The organism is Anaeromyxobacter sp. SG17 (assembly GCF_022690695.1).
GTDB lineage: Bacteria > Myxococcota > Myxococcia > Myxococcales > Anaeromyxobacteraceae > Anaeromyxobacter > Anaeromyxobacter soli.
The window spans coordinates 1-17,271 of the sequence record NZ_JALCYX010000016.1; the positions used below are offsets into that span (position 1 = coordinate 1).

Here is a 17,271-nt window from a genome sequence, read left to right on the forward strand (position 1 = left end):
AACCGCGGGCACGGCTACGGGCGGGCGCGGCGGCGACGGCGGCGCCGGGGGCGCCGGCGGAGCGGGAGGCGCCGGCGGCGGGGGCGCGGGCGGGCCGTCGATCGGGATCTTCCAGGACCCGTCGAGCGCGAGCACGCGCCAGAACGTCGACTTCACGATCAGTTCGGGGGGCGCCGGCGGGGCGGGCCCGGGGATCGCGGGGCAGCCCGGCGTCGCGGCCAGCTTCTACCAGCTCTAGAGCGGTCCCGAGAGTCGAGCCCCGCCTCCTCTGCCCGAGGGGCGGGGCTGCTCTTCTTCTGGCGTCGCCGGCAGGCGCTCAGCACCAAAAGAAAAACCCCGCCTCCTGGACAAGGGAGGCGGGGCAAATGGTGACCCGTACGGGACTTGAACCCATGCTCTCGGCGTGAGAGGCCGATGTCCTAACCGCTAGACTAACGGGCCAACAGCGGGCGCTTATGTATCCGCGAGCGGTTCGGCAGTCAACGCTCGCCGTGCTTCTTTTTGATGCTGGCTGGGGGACTAGGATTCGAACCTAGATAGCCAGATCCAGAGTCTGGCGTCCTGCCGTTAGACGATCCCCCAGAAACCTATTTCCCCTTCACGAGCACGAAGACGCGGGTCTCGCCCTTCAGCTCGTAGACGTTCAGCCCTTCCCACTGCCCCGGCTTCGAGTCCGGGTTCTCGATGTGCACGGCCTTCACGGCGGGCTGGTCCGCGATCGGCCGTCTCCTGAACTTCCCCGGCGAGTAGACCGACCGGAAGAACTTCAGCGTGTCGTCGTAGCTCTTCGCGACCCGGTACCGGTTCTCGCCGACCTTCACCGCCTCGTCGGGGAGGACCGCTCCGGCGACTCGCTCCGCGAGCGCGACGCCCGGCAGCGTGAGGAGAACCGCTGCGAGCGCGGCCTTATAGCGAGGCGGAAGGGGCACAGTCAAGCGGCACGTGTACCGGTCCGGGCCGCCCGCGTCAACCGCCGAGATCGGCCCCGGCCAGCGGCCCGCGCTCACCGCCAGACCCCCACCAGCTTGCCCTTGTGGCCGGCCTCCCGCAGCTTCAGCTCGCCCCGCTTGAAGGCCGCGCCGGCGTGGGGGCCGACCCAGAAGCCCTTCGGATCGCTGCGCCGCCAGTTCTTGCGGAACAGGTCGTGGATCTCCTGGAAGAGCGCCTTCAGCGCGAGCGGCTTGCCGAGCTTGGTGTTCGCGTCGTCGGTCACGTCGAGCTCCGCCCAGACCCTCCCGGCGACGAGCTCCCCCTCCGCGTTGGGCAGCGAGCGCTCGTAGTGGAGCACGGGCGAGGGGACCTCCTCGATCGCCAGCATGCCCCTGTCTCGCCCGCGCTTCACCGGGTGGACGATCACGGGCCCGAGCCGCTCCATGGCGAGGTAGTAGGCGGACTGGTCGAGGTTCGCGACGAGGTCCGGCTCGACGCGAGGCGCCGTGTAGCCGGGCGGCACGAGCTCGGGGTAGACCGTGAGGTCGCGTCGCTCGAGGTGGCGGAAGAGCGCCCGCTCGTCGTCGGGGAGCATGAAGTAGTGGAGGGTCGCAGCCATGGGGTTCCGGAGGCCGGCGAGGGGCCGGGGGGCCCGTTCTACCGCACGCGGGCGACGAGCGTCTCGTAGCTCTTCGCGATGCGCGTCGCGAGGATGAGGAGCTCCCCCACGCCGCCCGCGTCGACGAGGCCGCCCCGCCCGTTGTCCGCATAGAAGACGTTCACGACCCGCCCGAGGGCCAGGATGGGGACGAGGAACGCGTTCCCCGGCACGCCGCCGCCGAGCCGCTTGAGGAGCCGGATGTTCGCCTCGGTCTTGGGGAGCGGCCCGAGGACGTGCGCCCGGGTGCGGACCACGGTGTCGCCGACGCCCGGGGCGCCGAGCGCGAGCCGCAGGCGGCGGACCTGCTCCGCGTCCACCCCCTCGCCCAGCCCCGCCCAGCCTCGCAGCTCGCCTCGATTCACGGTGAGGAGCACGGCCCGCCGGAAGCGGGAGCGCGCGTGGCGCAGCACGATCCGGGCGATGGCGTCGCGCTCCGTGACGCCCTCGAGCGAGCGGAGCGCCTCGTCGAAGCCGAGCGGTGAGGGCTCGGGCTCCGCGCGCCGCGGCGCGGGCGCGACGAAGCGGACCGGCGGCGCGTGCCCGGGCGCCCCCGCGAGCGACGCGAGCACCTCCGCCGCGAAGGGCGGCGCAACGGCGTCGTCCGGCAGCACGAGGTCGTCGAGCTCGATGATCTCCTCGTCGTCGGCGGGGACGGCCGGGGCAGCGGCGGCCGAGGGCGGCGCGAGCGCGAACGCGCCGGTGCCCGCGTAGAGCGCGTCGAACTGCCCCTCTCCGAGCAGGTCCTCCGGCGCCTCGGCGACGGGCGCCGCGGCGCCCTCGAGCGGCACCTCGGCCGTGAGCCGGCGCCGGAGCGACCCGAACTCCACCTCGATGCCGCGGAGCTGCCGCTCGATGCCGTAGCCTTGCTTGAGCAGCGCCCAGATCCGCGCCTCGGGGGCGACGATCGGGTGGACCTGCTTGCCCGTCGCGAAGGCGACCTCGTCGAGCATCGCGAGATCGGAGGGATCGCAGGCGAGGATCGCGAGGCGGCGATCGGCGACGAGGTACGGGACGACGTCGTGCCGGTCGGCGACGTCGGCGCGCAGGAGCGCCAGCGCCTTGGGATCGAGCGGGAGCTCGCCCGAGAGCGCCGGCAGCCGGTGACGCCTGCCGAGGGCGGCCGCGAGCGCCTCCTCCGTCACCGCGCCCATCTCCAGCAGGTTCGTGCCGAGCCGCCCGCCGAAGATGACCTGGTTCTCGAGCGCGCCCCGGATCGCCTCGGGATCGCACGCGCCGTCCTGCAAGAGGATCTCGCCGAGCCGGGGCACGGCGCGATGATACCCCGGATCGGGTCAGGCCCTCCCCGGCCGCGTGAGCTTGGCCGCGTCGAGGATCCGGCGCACCTGCCGCGCGGGGAGGCCTCCGCGCTCCACCGCGACCTCGACGATCGACCGCCCGGTCCGCACCGACTCCTTCACGATCTCCGCGGAGGCGGCGTAGCCGAGCCGCGGCGCGAGGGCCGTCGCGAGGCTCACGGTCCGCTCGGCGTAGTGCCGGCAGCGGGCCTCGTCCGCCTCGAGGCCCCGCGCGCAGCGCTCGTCGAAGGCGCGCACCGCGTTCGCCAGGATCTGGAGCGCGTGGCAGAGATCGGCGGCCACGAGCGGCATCATGACGTTCAGCTCGAGCTGGCCCCCGCTCGCGGCCCAGGCGATGCCGGCGTCCATGGCGACGACCTGGTACGAGACCATCGCCAGCATCTCCGCCATCGAGGGGTTCACCTTGCCCGGCATGATCGACGAGCCCGGCTGGACCGGCGGGAGCCGCAGCTCGGCGAGGCCGGTGTTCGGGCCGCTGCCGAGGAGCCGGACGTCTCCGCCGATGCGGAGGAGCTCGAGCGCGGCCGCGCGGAGGGCGCCGGAGAGCGCCACGGCAGGGGCGAGGGACTGCATGGCGTAGAAGAGGTTCGGCGCGGGGGTGAGCGGGATCCCGGTCAGCCGCTCGAGCTCGCCGACCACGAGCCGCCCGTAGCGCGGATGTGCGTTCAGCCCCGTGCCCACGGCCGTACCGCCGAGGCCGATGACGGACAGCTCCGGCAGCGCGTCGCGGACCCGTCCGCCCGCGGCGCGGAGCGCGGCCGCCCACCCGGAGACCTCCTGGCCGAGCCGGATGGGTGTCGCGTCCATGAGGTGCGTCCTACCCGACTTCACGACGCCGTCCCACGCCCGCGCCTTCTCCTCGAAGGTGCCGGCCAGGCCGGCGAGCGCCTCGATCACGGCGGGGGCGAGCTCGAGCGCGGCGAGCCGGATCGCGGTCGGCACGACGTCGTTCGTCGACTGCGCCATGTTCACGTCGTCGTTGGGGGAGACGAGCGGCGCGCCGCGGCGCCCGCCGAGGAGCTCGCTGGCGCGGTTCGCCAGCACCTCGTTCACGTTCATGTTGTGGGAGGTCCCCGCCCCGGCCTGGTACACGTCCACCACGAACTGGTCGCGGTGCCGGCCCGCGAGGACCTCGCGCGCGGCGGCCTCGATGGCCCGGGCCTTCGCCCGCTGGAGGAGGCCGAGCCTCGCGTTGACGCGAGCGGCGGCGAGCTTGACGCGCACCGTCGCGTCCACGAAGGCGGGGTGGGCGTGGAGCCCGGAGATGGGGAAGTTCTCCACGGCGCGCGCCGTCTGCGCGCCGTAGAGCGCGCCGGCGGGGACCGGCACCTCGCCCAGGGTGTCCTTCTCGATGCGCGTGCGCGGGCTCGCCCGCGGCGCGGGGCGCGCCGCGGGGCGGCGCGAGGATCGGGTCGTCGGCATGAAACGGATATTCACGGTTCGTCGCGTCCCGCGCAATCGCGCACGCGCGCCGCGAAGGGGCTCGGCGCTCGGTGGGCCGGGAGCCGGGCAGGCGCCGGCAGCGGGGTTGCGTGCGCACGTTCTGCGCCTACATTCACCTCGCGTGGTGGGCGCGCGACAACGCGCCCCGTTCGCCCGCCCGAAGCGCGGCCCGGCGATTAGCTCCGCATGCGTCTCGCCCCGCCGCGGGGTCTGCCTTCTCTCCCCAAGGTGGTGCAACGTGGCGTGAACGCGGGGCAACTTTCGCCTGCGGGGCACGTCGCGCATCCGGCGCTCCAGCGCTTCTCTCCGCGTCACGTGACCCACGGTGCACGTAAGGAGGACTCGATGACGTGGCGTGTGCGAGGCGCGGCGTGGAGCATCGCCGCTGCGGTGGTGATCGCGGCGATGGCGTGCGGCGACAACAACAACAACAAGGGCGGAGGTGGAGGCGGCGGCGGCGGCGGCGGCACGGGCGACACGTCCTCGAACCAGAACGGCGCGCTCAAGGTCGAGATCCAGAACGTCGAGGTGCCCGAGAGCGGCGCGCCGGTGCTCACGTTCCGCGTGACCTCCGACGGGACCGCGGTGACCGACCTCGCACAGGAGGTGAAGAACGGCGTCGTCCCCTCCGGCTCGCCCCCGTCCACGACGTTTCCGTGGGTGAGCCCGATCCGCGTCGTGCTCTCGAAGTACGACCCCACGACGTCCGAGTTCACCTCCTATTACACCGTGAACGCGACCGGTCAGCCGTTCACGCCACCGGGCGGCACCGCGCAGCAGCCGAAGCAGGCGACCGCGACGCAGGCCACCTTCGACGCGGGACCCACGGACGCCACGCTCGATCAGCGCCTCACGCACCAGGGCGACGGCGTGTACAAGTACACGCTCGCGGCCATCCCCGCCGGCGCGCAGGTGGACCGGACGAAGACGCACACGGCAGGGATCTGGCTCACCCGGCACACGGCCGCTGGTGAGCCGGGCACGTCGTCGGCGACCTCGACCCGGAACTTCATCCCGGCGGGCGGGACCCCGAAGCGTCTGCAGATCGTGAGCAACGACGCGTGCAACGCGTGCCACGCTCCCGCGATCGCCGCGCACGACGAGCGGCTCGGCGCGACCGTCTGCCAGACCTGCCACTCCCCGCAGTCCACCGATCCCGAGTCGGGCAACAGCGTCGACTTCAAGGTGATGGTCCACAAGATCCACATGGGCGGCGACCTGCCCTCGGCGCAGGGCGCGACGGGCCAGCCGTACACGATCGTGGGCTTCCGCCAGAACGTGTTCGAGTTCGACAAGTCGTGGATGCACGACGTGCGCGACTGCACCGTGTGCCACAAGGGCACGGACGCCGACCGCTACAAGACCAACGCCAACCAGGCGGCGTGCACCTCCTGCCACGACACCGTCAAGTTCGACGGGTCGGGCGCCGCCGCGTGCGCGCTCGGGACCACCGAGACGGCGCCGTGCAACCACGCGCAGGTCGGGGCGACCGCGTGCACGACGTGCCACACGGCGGACGCGGCCGGCATCGGCGTCGCGACCGTGCACGTGCCGCTCGCCAAGAAGGCCGAGGCGTACAAGTACGAGATCGTCAACGTGACCACCGGCGCGGACCGTAAGCCGGTCGTGCAGGTGCGGGTCACGAAGAACGGGACGCCGGTCGACCTCGCAGCGGACCCCGCCTACAAGCAGACGCTGAGTCGGCTCAACGTGAAGATCGGCTGGCACCAGCCGGGCGCCGCGGACTACACGAACGTGGGCAGCGGCGCGACGTCGCCGGGGCAGCCGGTGGACATCCCGGTGGTCGGCGCGACCGGCCTGACGCCCGCGGCCACGCCCGTCTCCGGCCAGACGAACGTGTACCAGGTGACCTCGCCCACGGCGATCACCGACGGCGTCACCACCTACTCCGTCTTCATCGACGGCCGTCCCATCGAGAACGGGGAGGAGCTCCCGGTCAAGAACGTCATCCAGGACTACGCGATCGGCGGCGGCCAGGCGGCGGCGCGGCGCCAGGTGGTGGACATCGCGAAGTGCGACTCGTGCCACGGCCAGCTCTCGGCGCACGGCGCGAACCGGAACGACGTCATCCAGGTCTGCGCGGTCTGTCACAACCCGCGCGCGACCGACAAGGGCCGGCGCACGGCGACGGCGACGAACCCTGCGTGCGCCGCCACCACGACCGAGCAGTCCATCGACTTCAAGCGCATGATCCACGAGATCCACGGCGGGTCCATCCGCGGGAACGACCTGACGATCTGCGGGTTCGGTAGCAACCCGATCACCTTCGAGGCGGGTGCGGAGGTGCCGCAGCTCGACACGGTGCAGAACTGCACCCTCTGTCACACGGGCGAGACGTATCAGGTCCCGCCGGCGGGGAGCACGGTGCCGCTCGACACCACCTATGTCGCGAACGTCGTGGCGGACCAGACCGACGACACGACCACCCCGGCCGTCATCGCGGTGTGCACCGCCTGCCACGACAACGCGAAGTTCACGGCCACGGCGGGGCTGCCCTCGTGCAGCTCGCTCGCGACCGTGAACAGCGAGCCGTGCGCGCACACGGGCGGCGAGGCGACCGTCGGAACGACCTGCGTCGCCTGCCACGGCAAGGGGGCGCCGTTCGACATCGTGAAGTTCCACGACATCAAGCCGTAGCGCGAAGGACCCCCGAGCCGCGGGGGCGGCGAGGGCCCGGCCGGACATCCGGCCGGGCTCTCGTGTTTTTTCGGCACGAGCTGCCCGACCGGGGATGGCGTTCGGTAGGCGCCGTCACGAGCGTTTGGGGCCGCGGAGGGGCACATGCGCACGGGACGGAGCGGGTCGTGGATGGCGGCGCTGGCGGCGCTCGCGGTGGGCGCGGCGTGTGGCGACGCCCGCGAGGTGTCCGACGGCGGCGGCTCCAACGCGGGGGACCTGACCCCGTCGCCAGGGGCGCAGGCGTCCTTCGAGCAGCAGATCCACCCGCTCTTGCAGGGGAAGTGCGGGGCGTGCCACGGCAGCGCCTGGGGCTCCAGCGACGTGAACGCGTCGTACCAGGCGGCCCTCGGCGAGGTGAACACCGCGAGTCCGGCCCAGAGCCCGCTCTACGTGCGTCCCACGGGCGGGAGCGGCCACGCGAAGGTGCTCTCCGACGCGGAGGCGCAGCTCGTCCTGGAGTGGATCCAGCAAGGGGCGAACGGACCGACCACACCGACCACGCCGACGACGCCTACCACGCCGACCGTCTCGTTCTCGACGCAGGTCCACCCGTTCCTCGTCGCGAGCTGCGGCGGCTGCCACGGGAGCGCGTGGGGCTCGAACGACACCGCGATCTCGTACGCGGCGGCGCTGCAGAAGGTGGACACGGCGAATCCCACGCAGAGCGCGCTCTACGTGCGCGGGACCGGCGGAAGCGGCCACGCCAAACGGCTCTCGGACGCGGACGCCCAGACGCTGCTCACGTGGATCCAGGAGGGGGCGAAGAACGACTGAGCTCCGGAGACGGCGGCGCGGCTCAGGCGCCCAGGCGCGCCGCGAGCCGCCGCAGCGCGAGCTCGGTCTTCCCGTCCTCGATCTCCCCGGCCTCGCACGCCGCGATCGCCGCGTGGAGCTCGCGCCAGGCGAGCAGCGCTCCCTCCTCGAGCGGCGAGCCGTCTCCCTCGTGCGGCGCGTCGTGGATCCCGTCCACGTCGGGCCGCGGCACCTCGCCGGCGAGGAGGTGGATCTTCTCGGACACGATCCCGGGCAGCGGGAAGAACGGACCGCCGAGCAGCTCGAGGCGCTCCGGGGCGATCTCGACGCCGGCCTCCTCGCGCGCCTCCTCCGCGCCGCGGCGGCGCAGCGCCTCGAGTCCTCGCTCTCCAGGCTCGAGCACCCCCGCCACGATCTCCTCCACGAGCAGGTACTCGGGCTCGGGGAGCGCGGCCGGCTTGCCGCGACGGAAGTACGCGGCGGGCCGCAGCCCGCGGCGCGTGAGGATCTCGATCCCGCGCGGCGTCCGTGCCCAGAGCACGACGGCCACCGCGTCCAGCGTCGGCCGGTCGATGACGTCGATCGGGTAGACGGGCGAGGTCGTCCCGTCGGCGCGGCGGTTTTGGGCCCGGTAGCGCTTCAGGCGGAGGAAGCCCTCGTCGCAGCGGGCGCGCCCGGTGTAGTCCTCGACGATCTCGATGGCGGCGATCTTCGGCATGCGGGAAAGCCTGCACGCGCTCCGCCCACGCGCAAGCGAAGACCTCGCCGGGGCACCCGCCCTGCTCTTCGCGATCGTCCGAGCGTCCCTCCGTCTCCCCGCCGGGGGGTAGTGGACTGGATCCATCGATGACAACCTTTTCCGCAGGAGGAACCGATGAAGCAGTCGGAGGTGAGCAGGGAGCTTGCGCGGCTGCTGGCGCTCGAGATCGACGCACTCCACGCTTACGATGCGGCCATCGCCTGGGTGGGCGGGCCGAGCAGCGCGATCGGCGGGGAGCTCGCGCTGTTCAAGGTGGAGCACCAGCGGCACGCGCTCGCGCTGCACGAGGCGCTGCTCGGGATGGGTGCCCGCCCCCCGGAGGTCGAGCCCGACGTGAAGGGGGTCGTCATCGGCGCGCTCACCCCGCCGCGGCGGCGCCTGAACCCGCAGGAGGTGCTCGAGGCGATGCGCAACAACGAGCAGCTCACGACTGCGGTGCACCGCAAGGTGCTCGCCGTGCCGTTGCCCGAGGACGTCCGCGCGCTCGTGGAAGGGGCGTACGCGGACGAGGAGCGCCACCTCGCCTGGATCGAGGAGGCGCTCGCCCGCGCGCTCTGGTTCCAGACGTCCCCCGTCGCCGCCCTGCCGTAGCCGGGGGCGCCCGTCCGAGGCGCGATGCGCCCGCCGCGACGCGTCACCAGCTTCTCGACGGGAGGACCGCAGATGAACGTGCACGAGATCGCCGAGGAGCTGACGAACCTCTTGCAGCTCGACGCCGACGCCGTCGTCGCCTACGACCGCGCCATCGAGGCGATCGGCGACGGCTGGATCGCGACGGAGCTGGCGCGCTTCCGGCTCGACCACCAGCGCCACATCCTCGAGCTCTCGAAGGCGCTGCTCGACATGAACGTGCGCCCGCCCGGGGCGAAGCCCGACATGAAGGGGGCCCTCCTCGGCAGCGTCACCGGCCTGCGGGCCCGGCTCGGGATGGAGCAGGCGCTCCGCGCGATGAAGCCGAACGAGGAGCTCACCACCTCCACCTACGCCCGCGCCGTCGCCAAGCCGTTCCCGGACGAAATCCTCGAGCTCGTGCGCAGGGGCTACGCCGACGAGCAGCGGCACCTCGCCTGGATCGAGCGCGCCATCGACCAGAGGACCTGGGAGCAGCACCAGCCCGGCGCGGCGACCTGACCCTCGACGCGCAGGTGCGCGTCGCAGAAACGAGAACGGCGCGCCGTCCTGGACGGCGCGCCGCTCAAGATCGCAGGCCCGGTATCGTGTGCCGCAGGCTACGCGACGACGCGGAGACCCTGATACCCCTCGAGCTCGTCGAACTGCAGGTACCGGTACACCTGGCCCGCCTTCGGGGCGATCTTCTCCTGGTACGCCGCGAAGTACTCCGCCGGCGTGGGCAGGCGCCCGAGGGTCGCCGCGACGGCGCCGAGCTCCGCGGAGCCGAGGAACACCTTGGCGCCGTTGCCCATGCGGTCGTCGAAGTTGCGGGTCGAGGTCGAGAAGACCGTCGCCGCGTCCGGCACGCGCGCCTGGTTGCCCATGCAGAGCGAGCAGCCGGCGATCTCGATCCGGGCGCCGACGGCGCTGTAGGTCGAGTAGTACGCCTCGTCCTTCAGCTGCTGCTGGTCCATGCGCGTGGGGGGGCAGATCCAGGTGCGCACCGCGGGGTTGAACTTCTGGCCCTTCCAGAGCTCGCCGGCCGCGCGGAAGTGGCCGATGTTCGTCATGCACGAGCCGAGGAACACGTCGTCGATCTTGGTGTTCGCGACGTCGCTGAGCTTCTTCACGTCGTCCGGGTCGTTCGGGCAGGCGAGGATCGGCTCGGTGATCTGGGCGAGGTCGATCTCGATCACCGCGGCGTACTCGGCGCTCGCGTCGGCGGAGAGGAGCTCCGGCTTCGCGAGCCACGCCTCGGCGGCCGCGATGCGGCCGGCGAGCGTCTTCGCGTCGCCGTAGCCGTCGGCGATCATCTTCTTCATGAGCGCCACGTTCGAGCGCAGGTACTGGGCGACGCTCTTCTCGGAGAGCTTCACCGCCGCAGCCGCCGCGCTCCGCTCCGCCGCGGCGTCGGTCAGCTCGAACGCCTGCTCCACGGTGAGGTCCGGCAGCCCCTCCATCTCGAGGATCCGGCCGTTGAAGACGTTCTTCTTGTTCTTCTTCGGGACGGTGAGGAGGCCCTGCTGGATGGCCCAGAACGGGATGGCGTTCACGACGTCACGCAGCGTGATGCCGGGCTGGAGCTTGCCCTTGAAGCGGACGAGCACCGACTCCGGCATGTCGAGCGGCATGAACCCGAGCGCGCCCGCGAAGGCGACGAGGCCGGAGCCCGCCGGGAACGAGATGCCGAGGGGGAAGCGCGTGTGCGAGTCGCCGCCCGTCCCGACGGTGTCGGGCAGGAGCAGGCGGTTCAGCCACGAGTGGATGACCCCGTCGCCCGGGCGGAGCGGCACGCCGCCGCGCTCCTGCACGAACTGCGGGAGCGTGCGGTGCATCTTCACGTCGGCCGCCTTCGGGTAGGCCGCCGTGTGGCAGAACGACTGCATGAACATCGGCGCCTGGAACTTGAGGCAGGCGAGCTCCTTCAGCTCGTCCGCCGTCATCGGGCCGGTCGTGTCCTGCGACCCCACCGTCGTCATCCGCGGCTCGTAGTAGCCGCCGGGCAGCGCGCCCGGGAGCCCGCACGCCTTGCCGACCATCTTCTGCGCGAGGGAGTAGCCCTGGCCCGGCTTCGGCGTGGGGTTCGTGACCTTCGCGAAGAGGTCGGTCGGCGGGAGGCCCGCCGCCTTGCGCGCCTTCTCGGTGACGGCGCGGCCGATGGTGAGCGGGATGCGGCCGCCGGCGCGGTACTCGTCGGCGAGCGTGTTCGGGGAGAGCTTGAAGGTCGAGAGGACCTCGCCCGCCTCGCTGCGGAGCTCGCCCTTCACGGTGTCGACGATGACGACGTCGCCCGTCTTCAGCTTCGTCACGTCGGCGCGGATCGGGAGGGCGCCGGAGTCCTGCGCCGTGGCGAAGAAGATCGGGGCGATGACGCCGCCGATGATGACGCCGCCGCGCTTCTTGTTCGGGACGAACGGGATGTCCTCGCCGATGGCCCACTGCACGCTGTTGCAGGCGGACTTGCGGGAGGAGCCGGTGCCGACCACGTCGCCCACGAAGGCGACCTGGAAGCCCTGCGCGCGGAACTCCGCGATGGTCTGGAGGCCGCCCTTGAAGCGGGTCTTGCCCATCGCGAGCGCGTGGAGCGGGATGTCGGGCCGCGTGGACGCGTCGCCCGCGGGAGAGAAGTCGTCGGTGTTGATCTCGCCGTCGACCTTGAAGACCTTCACCTTCACCTGGGCCGGGACGCCCGGGCGGCTCGTGAACCACTCCGCCTTGGCCCACGCGTCGAGCACCTTCTTCGCGGCGGCGTTCGTCTTCGCGAGCGCGACGATCTCGTCGAACGCGTCGTAGACGTAGGTCGTGTGGGAGAGCGCCTTCGCGGCCTCGTCGGCCAGCGCCGGGTCGGCGAGCGCCGCGACGAGCGGCGGCACGTTGTAGCCGCCCATCATCGTGCCGAGGAGCTGCACCGCCTCCTTCTTGGAGATGAGCGGCGAGCTCTTCGCGCCCTTCGCCACGTCGGCGAGGAAGCCGGCCTTCACCTCCGCGGCCGGGTCGACGCCCGGGGAGACGCGGTCGCGCAGGAGCCCGAGGAGGAAGGCCTCCTGGCCCTTGGGGGGGCTCTCGAGCAGCTTCACGAGCTCGCGCGTCTGCGCGGGGTCGAGGGGCTTGGGCGGGATGCCCTGCGCCTTCCGCTCCGCCTCGTGCTTCAGGTACGCCTCGATCACGGTCGCTCCTCCTCCCGACGGAACGTGGCGCCCGCCAAAGGGCGAGAAAGCCGGCGGCGAGCGCAGGTCGGGAAAGCTCGGGCCGTATAGCACGTCGGGTCGGCCGGCGTCACCGGCGACCCTGCCGAAAACCTCGCGAGAACGGGTGTTTGCGGGACCCCACCGGTCCACTTTCGAGCGGATCCGCGCGCGCGGACCCGGCCGGCGCGGCCGCGCCCTGGCGAGCTGCGGCGGGAGGGACGGGACCCCGAGGCCGGGTCAGGCCTTGCCCGGCGTCGTCTCCGACCGGTACTCGTACCGGCGGTACCGGCCCGAGCGGCCGTAGCGGCCGCGGTTCGTGTCGACCTGGTTGAGGATTGCGCCCTGGACCCGCACGCCCCCCTGGCCGAGCTGCTTCACCGCGAGCGTGATCTCGTGCACCGAGTGCGCCCCCGCCCGGAGGACGAGCAGGTTGACCCCGGCGTGGCGCGCCACGAGCGTGGGGTCGGTGACGGCGAGCACGGGCGGCGTGTCCACCAGCACGAGGTCGTAGCGCTTCGAGAGCTCGGCCAGCAGGTACTGGAAGCGGTGGCTCGCCAGGAGCTCGGCGGGGTTCGGCGGGATACGCCCCGTCGAGAGGACGTCGAGCCGCTCGACGGACGTGCGCCGGAGCGCCTGCTCGAGGGTGACCGCGCCGCTCACCACGTCGGAGAGCCCGGGGGCCCGCTCCAGCGAGAAGTAGCGATGGAGCCGGCCGCGGCGAAGGTCCCCGTCGACGAGCACGACGCGCCGGCCGGCCGCAGCGAGGAGGTGCGCGAGGTTGACGGACACGAAGGACTTGCCGACCGCGGGCGCCGGCGCGCCGAGGGCGATGATGTTGTTCCGGGCCTCCACGAGCGCGAACTGGAGCGCCGTGCGCAGGCTGCGCAGCCCCTCGATGGCGAGGTCGTCGGGGGCGGCCTGGGCGAGGGCCGCGCGGAACGAGCCGGGGATCTGCCGCGCCTCCCGATCGAGCTGCAGCTCCACCTCGGAGTGAGGGACCATCACGAACACGGGCAGGCCCGTGCGCGCCTCGATCTCGTCCGGGTCGTCGGAGCCCTCCGTGAACGCGTTGCGCGCGAGCGCGACTCCGACGCCGAGGCCCAGCCCGACGAGCAGCGCGACCACGAGCACGAGCGGCTTGTTCGGCCGGGCCGGGTCCTTCGCCGTCTCGGCGGGATCGAGGACCGTGACGTTCCCGATCACGCCCGAGCGGGCCACCTTCAGCTCCTGCGCCTTGTTGAGCACGAGGACGTAGAGCTCCGACGCGACCTTGACGTCGCGCGCGAGGCGCGCCGCGTCGAGCTCCAGCTCCGGCAGCGCGCGCATCTCCTCGTCGAGGGAGACGTGCTCCTTCTGCATGCGCGCGATCTTCTGCTGGACCGCGATGACCGCGGGGTGACTATCGGTGAAGCGCTGGCGCAGGTCCATGAGCTGCAGCTGCAGCTCCTGCAGCGCCGTCTCGATGCGCACCGCGCGGCCGAGCACCGCCTCGGTCGCGGCGGAGATGTCCATCGAGCGCTTCTGCTGCTGGTAGGCGTTGAGGGCCGCCTCGGCTTGGTCGACGTTCCCCTTGAGCTGGGGAAGCTGCGACTCCAGGAAGGCGAGCATCTGGCCGTTCTCCGCGTTCTTCCGCTCCACGTTGCGGCGCAGGTACGCCGCCCCGATGGCGTTGAGCGTCGCGGCGACCTGCTGCGGGTCCCGCCCCTCGAGCTCGGCCACGAGGACGTTCGTCTTCTTCGCCGTCTCCCGCACGGTGAGCGCGTCGCGCAGCTCGGTGATCACGTCCGGCCGGTCCCGCTTCAGGAGGACGAACTCCGTGCCGGGCCGGGCCACGAGCTCGCGGATCACGACCTCGACGGCGGAGCCCCCATCCCCTCCCGACGCCCGGGCGCCCACCGCCCCCTCGACGAGCGCCGACCCCTCGGCCGCGAGCCGGTAGCGCCCGCCCTCGAGCGCGGTGAGCACGAGGGGGACGTCCACGAGATCCTCCCCGACCGCGAGCTCCTGCACTCGGACGCGCTCGCCGCCCCAGCCGTAATGCGCGAGCCCGAGCCGCGGCGCCGCCGGAGCGCCGCCGCGCCAGTGGCGCGCGAGCGTGGCGCCCACCAGGGGCGCGCGGCGCGGCTCCGCCTGCACGTCGAGCCCGAGCTCGTCCACGACCGCGCCGATGAGGGTCCGCGAGCGGATGATCTCGATCTCCGTCTCGGCCGGCGACGCGGCGTCGCCGATGAACCCCGAGAGGTCCTCGAGGCCCGTCAACGTCTGCTTGCGATCCTCCATCTGGAGCACGAGCGCGGCCTGGTACACCGGGGTCGCGAGGATGAGGTAGGCGACGGCCAGCGCGACCACGGCGAGCGCGACGCCCACGACGCCGCGGTGGCGCTCCCGCAGGACGCGGAACACGTCCGTCAACGGCACTTCCTCGCGCGCCCGCGGCAGCGGCGGCGGCAGCTGCTGCTGCACCACGTCGCCGATCGTCCCCGCTCCGAAGTTCACCTCGACGACCGCGTCGTCGTTCGCCCGATCGTGTGGCATCTCTGGTTCCTTGCGCATCACAGCGGCGATGCGACCCCGGAGTCCCTGCCGTCCAGGCCGCCCACGCGGCCGCGTGGACCGCCGCGCTCGGTCGTCGCGCGCGAGCTCGTGCCGTCGCGGCCGTTCCGCGCCGGGCCGCGGTAGGTGGGGACGATCGTGCGCAGCGCGGCGAGGATGCCGGCGGCGTCCCCGCGGTCGGCGAGCCGTTGCAGCTCGTCCATCCGCTCGTGGAGGTCCGGCGGCGGCGCCGGGCTGTGCGTCACCCGGATGCGGTTCCTCACCACGAGCGAGCGCTCCTCCTGCTCGGTGAGGACCTCCTCGCACAGCTTCTCGCCCGGGCGGAGGCCGGTGTAGACGATGTCGACGTCCTCGCCCGGCACGTGGCCCGACAGCGTGATCATGCTGCCCGCGAGGTCGGCGATCCGGATCGGCTCGCCCATGTCGAGCACGCAGAGGTCTCCGTGGCCGCCGAGCCCGGCGAGCAGCACGAGGCCGCACGCCTCCGGGATGGTCATGAAGTAGCGCGTGCAGTCCGGGTGCGTCACCGTCACCGGACCGCCGCGGGCGATCTGGCGCTTGAAGATGGGGACGACGCTACCCGCCGACCCGAGCACGTTCCCGAACCGGACGGCGGTGACGCGCACGCGGGAGCGCCGGGCCAGGTCGCGCACCACGAGCTCGGCCACCCGCTTGGTCGCGCCCATCACCGAGGTCGGGTTCACCGCCTTGTCCGTCGAGATGAGGACGAAGCGCTCGGCGCCGCACGCGTCCGCCATCCGCACCGCGTTGAGCGTGCCGAACACGTTGTTCTTCACCGCCTCCGCGGGCGCGTCCTCCATGAGGGGCACGTGCTTGTGCGCCGCCGCGTGGAAGACGTCCTGCGGCCGGTAGCGCAGGCCGAGCCGGCGGAGCGGCTCCGCCTCGCGCACGTCGGCCACCTCGGCGTGGAGGTCGAGGCCCGGGAAGTCCTCGGCGAGCGCGAGCCGGCGGAGATAGAGCTCGTTCTCGTTCATGTCGACCATCACGAGCTGGTCGACGCCGTTCCGCGCGAGCTGGCGGCACAGCTCGCCGCCGATGCTCCCGCCGGCGCCGGTGACGAGGGCTCGCCGGCCCTCCACGAGCCGCCGGACCTCCGACTCGTCGAACGCGACCGCGGCGCGCGGGAGGAGGTCCTCGGGCGAGATGTCGTCGAGCCTCGCCCCGGAGAGGCGCCCCTCGAGGTCGGCCCACGAGGCGGGGACGATCTTGAACCGGACGCGCGAGGTGGCGCAGAGCGCGATGATCTCGCGTACGCGCGCCGCGGGGGTTCGCGGATCCGCGAGGAGCACCGACGCGATCCGATGCTGCCGGATGATCTTCGGGAGGTGCTGGATCCCGCCCAGGATCGGGATCCCGGCGATCCGGCAGCGCGCCATGTGCCCGTCCTCCTCGACGAACCCGACGAGCTGGTAGCCCGGGTTCGGGGAGCGGAGCAGGTCGCGCGCGAGCAGCTCGGTGGCGTGACCGGCGCCGACGATGACCGCGCGCGGCGCGCCGGCGAGCGACTGGGACCAGATCCCCGCCCACCGGAATGCCGCCCGGGGCAGGAAGCGCGTGGCGCCGAAGGCGCTCGCGGAGAGGAAGAGCTCGAGCGCGAAGACGGTCCGCGGCAGCGGGAGCTCCAGGAGCTTCGTCGCGGCGACGAACAGCACGGAGCCGGCGACGCAGGCCGCGGCGATCCGGAGCGCCTCGGCGAGCCCCGCGAGCCGGAAGGACCAGCGGTGCAGCCGCGCGAAGCCGTTGCACGAGAGGCGGATCGCCATCAGCGCAGCCGTCGCGACCGGCAGCATCTGCTCGTACCGCAGGGGGATCTCGCCGTCGAAGCGGAGCCAGATCGCGGTCCGGAGCGCGACCATCGCCGCGATGCCGTCCACGGCGAACATGACCGCGTAGCGCGCCCCCGCGGACGCTCGCGCGCCCGCCTCGGTCACGCGCATCGCTCCCGCCACGACGGCGCGCAGCCTGCGCAGGGAAGCCACCGCGCCGTCCAGCTGGACGGATCCCCCTTGGCCCATCCTTCCGCCCTCCCAACCCGTACCCGTCCTTCGATGGTGCACGCTTGCAGGTATGCGCGTTGTGCTCACACGTCGAGTCCTTTGGCCCTCGGGCATGAGAGTTCGCCCGGCCGGCGCAATCTGAATGGGGCCGACCTCGTCCGGTGCCCTCGCGACGGCGGCGGTGAAGCGTTCGTTTCCCGCGCGATGGCGCGCGCGGTGAGTGAACGCAAGCCCACGCGGGCGCGTCCCACGAACCACATGCACGCTCGGTGGATGCCCGCCTGCTCGGATCCCCGGGAAGGTTCGCGAACGGGGAGCGCGCACGCGGCCCGCCCGC

The 17,271-nt window shown here is 72.6% G+C and carries 12 protein-coding genes, 2 tRNA genes and 1 pseudogene; 5 read left to right on the forward strand and 10 right to left on the reverse strand.

All coding sequences use genetic code 11. The features are described 5' to 3' along the window. Window positions 1-238, forward strand: a pseudogene (locus tag MNY60_RS08525) (hypothetical protein); the annotation flags it as partial. 128 nt (window positions 239-366) lie between these two features. Here the strand turns inward: MNY60_RS08525 and MNY60_RS08530 are convergent. From MNY60_RS08530 to MNY60_RS08555, 6 genes are all read right to left on the reverse strand, one after another. After that, window positions 367-441, reverse strand: a tRNA-Glu gene (locus MNY60_RS08530). A 67-nt stretch (window positions 442-508) separates the two neighbouring features. Beyond that, window positions 509-582: transfer RNA gene (locus MNY60_RS08535), tRNA-Gln, on the reverse strand. 5 nt (window positions 583-587) lie between these two features. Next, window positions 588-929: a hypothetical protein gene (locus tag MNY60_RS08540; RefSeq protein ID WP_242336092.1), complete on the reverse strand. Its 342-nt coding sequence runs from the start codon at window positions 927-929 to the stop codon at window positions 588-590. A gap of 74 nt (window positions 930-1,003) precedes the next feature. Beyond that, the gene (locus tag MNY60_RS08545; protein ID WP_242360418.1) at window positions 1,004-1,549 is read right to left on the reverse strand and encodes a hypothetical protein; all 546 of its coding nucleotides are present in this window, start codon (window positions 1,547-1,549) and stop codon (window positions 1,004-1,006) included. A gap of 38 nt (window positions 1,550-1,587) precedes the next feature. Next, window positions 1,588-2,859, reverse strand: coding sequence for a general secretion pathway protein GspE (locus MNY60_RS08550; protein WP_242360419.1), 1,272 nt, complete (start codon window positions 2,857-2,859; stop codon window positions 1,588-1,590). Between the two features lie 24 nt (window positions 2,860-2,883). After that, window positions 2,884-4,329 carry an aspartate ammonia-lyase gene (locus tag MNY60_RS08555; RefSeq protein WP_242360420.1) on the reverse strand — a complete coding sequence of 482 codons (1,446 nt, stop codon included), beginning with the start codon at window positions 4,327-4,329 and terminating at the stop codon, window positions 2,884-2,886. A gap of 366 nt (window positions 4,330-4,695) precedes the next feature. On the opposite strand from MNY60_RS08555, the gene MNY60_RS08560 reads away from it, so the two are divergent. Together MNY60_RS08560 and MNY60_RS08565 are read left to right on the forward strand one after the other, a co-directional pair. Beyond that, a complete protein-coding gene (locus MNY60_RS08560) occupies window positions 4,696-7,008 on the forward strand; it encodes an OmcA/MtrC family decaheme c-type cytochrome (protein WP_242360421.1) in 2,313 nt (770 codons plus the stop codon). 144 nt (window positions 7,009-7,152) lie between these two features. Then, window positions 7,153-7,824, forward strand: a complete 672-nt coding sequence (locus tag MNY60_RS08565; RefSeq protein ID WP_242360422.1) for a hypothetical protein — start codon at window positions 7,153-7,155, stop codon at window positions 7,822-7,824. 22 nt (window positions 7,825-7,846) lie between these two features. Here MNY60_RS08565 and MNY60_RS08570 read toward each other — a convergent pair whose 3' ends face one another. Then, entirely contained in the window at window positions 7,847-8,521 is a 675-nt protein-coding gene (locus tag MNY60_RS08570; RefSeq protein ID WP_242353712.1) for an NUDIX hydrolase, read from the reverse strand. Window positions 8,522-8,677: 156 nt separating this feature from the next. On the opposite strand from MNY60_RS08570, the gene MNY60_RS08575 reads away from it, so the two are divergent. Together MNY60_RS08575 and MNY60_RS08580 are read left to right on the forward strand one after the other, a co-directional pair. Beyond that, entirely contained in the window at window positions 8,678-9,154 is a 477-nt protein-coding gene (locus MNY60_RS08575) for a ferritin-like domain-containing protein (protein ID WP_242335920.1), read from the forward strand. 72 nt (window positions 9,155-9,226) lie between these two features. Beyond that, entirely contained in the window at window positions 9,227-9,694 is a 468-nt protein-coding gene (locus MNY60_RS08580; RefSeq protein WP_242335923.1) for a ferritin-like domain-containing protein, read from the forward strand. A 98-nt stretch (window positions 9,695-9,792) separates the two neighbouring features. On the opposite strand, the gene acnB is transcribed toward MNY60_RS08580, so the two are convergent. The 3 genes from acnB to MNY60_RS08595 form a co-directional block, all read right to left on the reverse strand. After that, window positions 9,793-12,342, reverse strand: a complete 2,550-nt coding sequence (acnB, locus tag MNY60_RS08585) for a bifunctional aconitate hydratase 2/2-methylisocitrate dehydratase (RefSeq protein WP_242335927.1) — start codon at window positions 12,340-12,342, stop codon at window positions 9,793-9,795. A 258-nt stretch (window positions 12,343-12,600) separates the two neighbouring features. Then, window positions 12,601-14,898, reverse strand: coding sequence for a polysaccharide biosynthesis tyrosine autokinase (locus MNY60_RS08590; protein WP_242360423.1), 2,298 nt, complete (start codon window positions 14,896-14,898; stop codon window positions 12,601-12,603). 17 nt (window positions 14,899-14,915) lie between these two features. After that, a complete protein-coding gene (locus tag MNY60_RS08595; RefSeq protein ID WP_242360424.1) occupies window positions 14,916-16,952 on the reverse strand; it encodes a nucleoside-diphosphate sugar epimerase/dehydratase in 2,037 nt (678 codons plus the stop codon). Between the last annotated feature and the right edge of the window lie 319 nt (window positions 16,953-17,271).

Coding starts and splice junctions, on each gene's coding strand:
- MNY60_RS08545 (WP_242360418.1), bottom strand. CDS start 1,549: ATGGCTGCGACCCTCCACTACTTCATGCTCCCCGACGACGAGCGGGCG.
- MNY60_RS08555 (WP_242360420.1), bottom strand. CDS start 4,329: ATGCCGACGACCCGATCCTCGCGCCGCCCCGCGGCGCGCCCCGCGCCG.
- MNY60_RS08560 (WP_242360421.1), top strand. CDS start 4,696: ATGACGTGGCGTGTGCGAGGCGCGGCGTGGAGCATCGCCGCTGCGGTG.
- MNY60_RS08565 (WP_242360422.1), top strand. CDS start 7,153: ATGCGCACGGGACGGAGCGGGTCGTGGATGGCGGCGCTGGCGGCGCTC.
- MNY60_RS08570 (WP_242353712.1), bottom strand. CDS start 8,521: ATGCCGAAGATCGCCGCCATCGAGATCGTCGAGGACTACACCGGGCGC.
- MNY60_RS08575 (WP_242335920.1), top strand. CDS start 8,678: ATGAAGCAGTCGGAGGTGAGCAGGGAGCTTGCGCGGCTGCTGGCGCTC.
- MNY60_RS08580 (WP_242335923.1), top strand. CDS start 9,227: ATGAACGTGCACGAGATCGCCGAGGAGCTGACGAACCTCTTGCAGCTC.
- MNY60_RS08590 (WP_242360423.1), bottom strand. CDS start 14,898: ATGCCACACGATCGGGCGAACGACGACGCGGTCGTCGAGGTGAACTTC.
- MNY60_RS08595 (WP_242360424.1), bottom strand. CDS start 16,952: ATGGGCCAAGGGGGATCCGTCCAGCTGGACGGCGCGGTGGCTTCCCTG.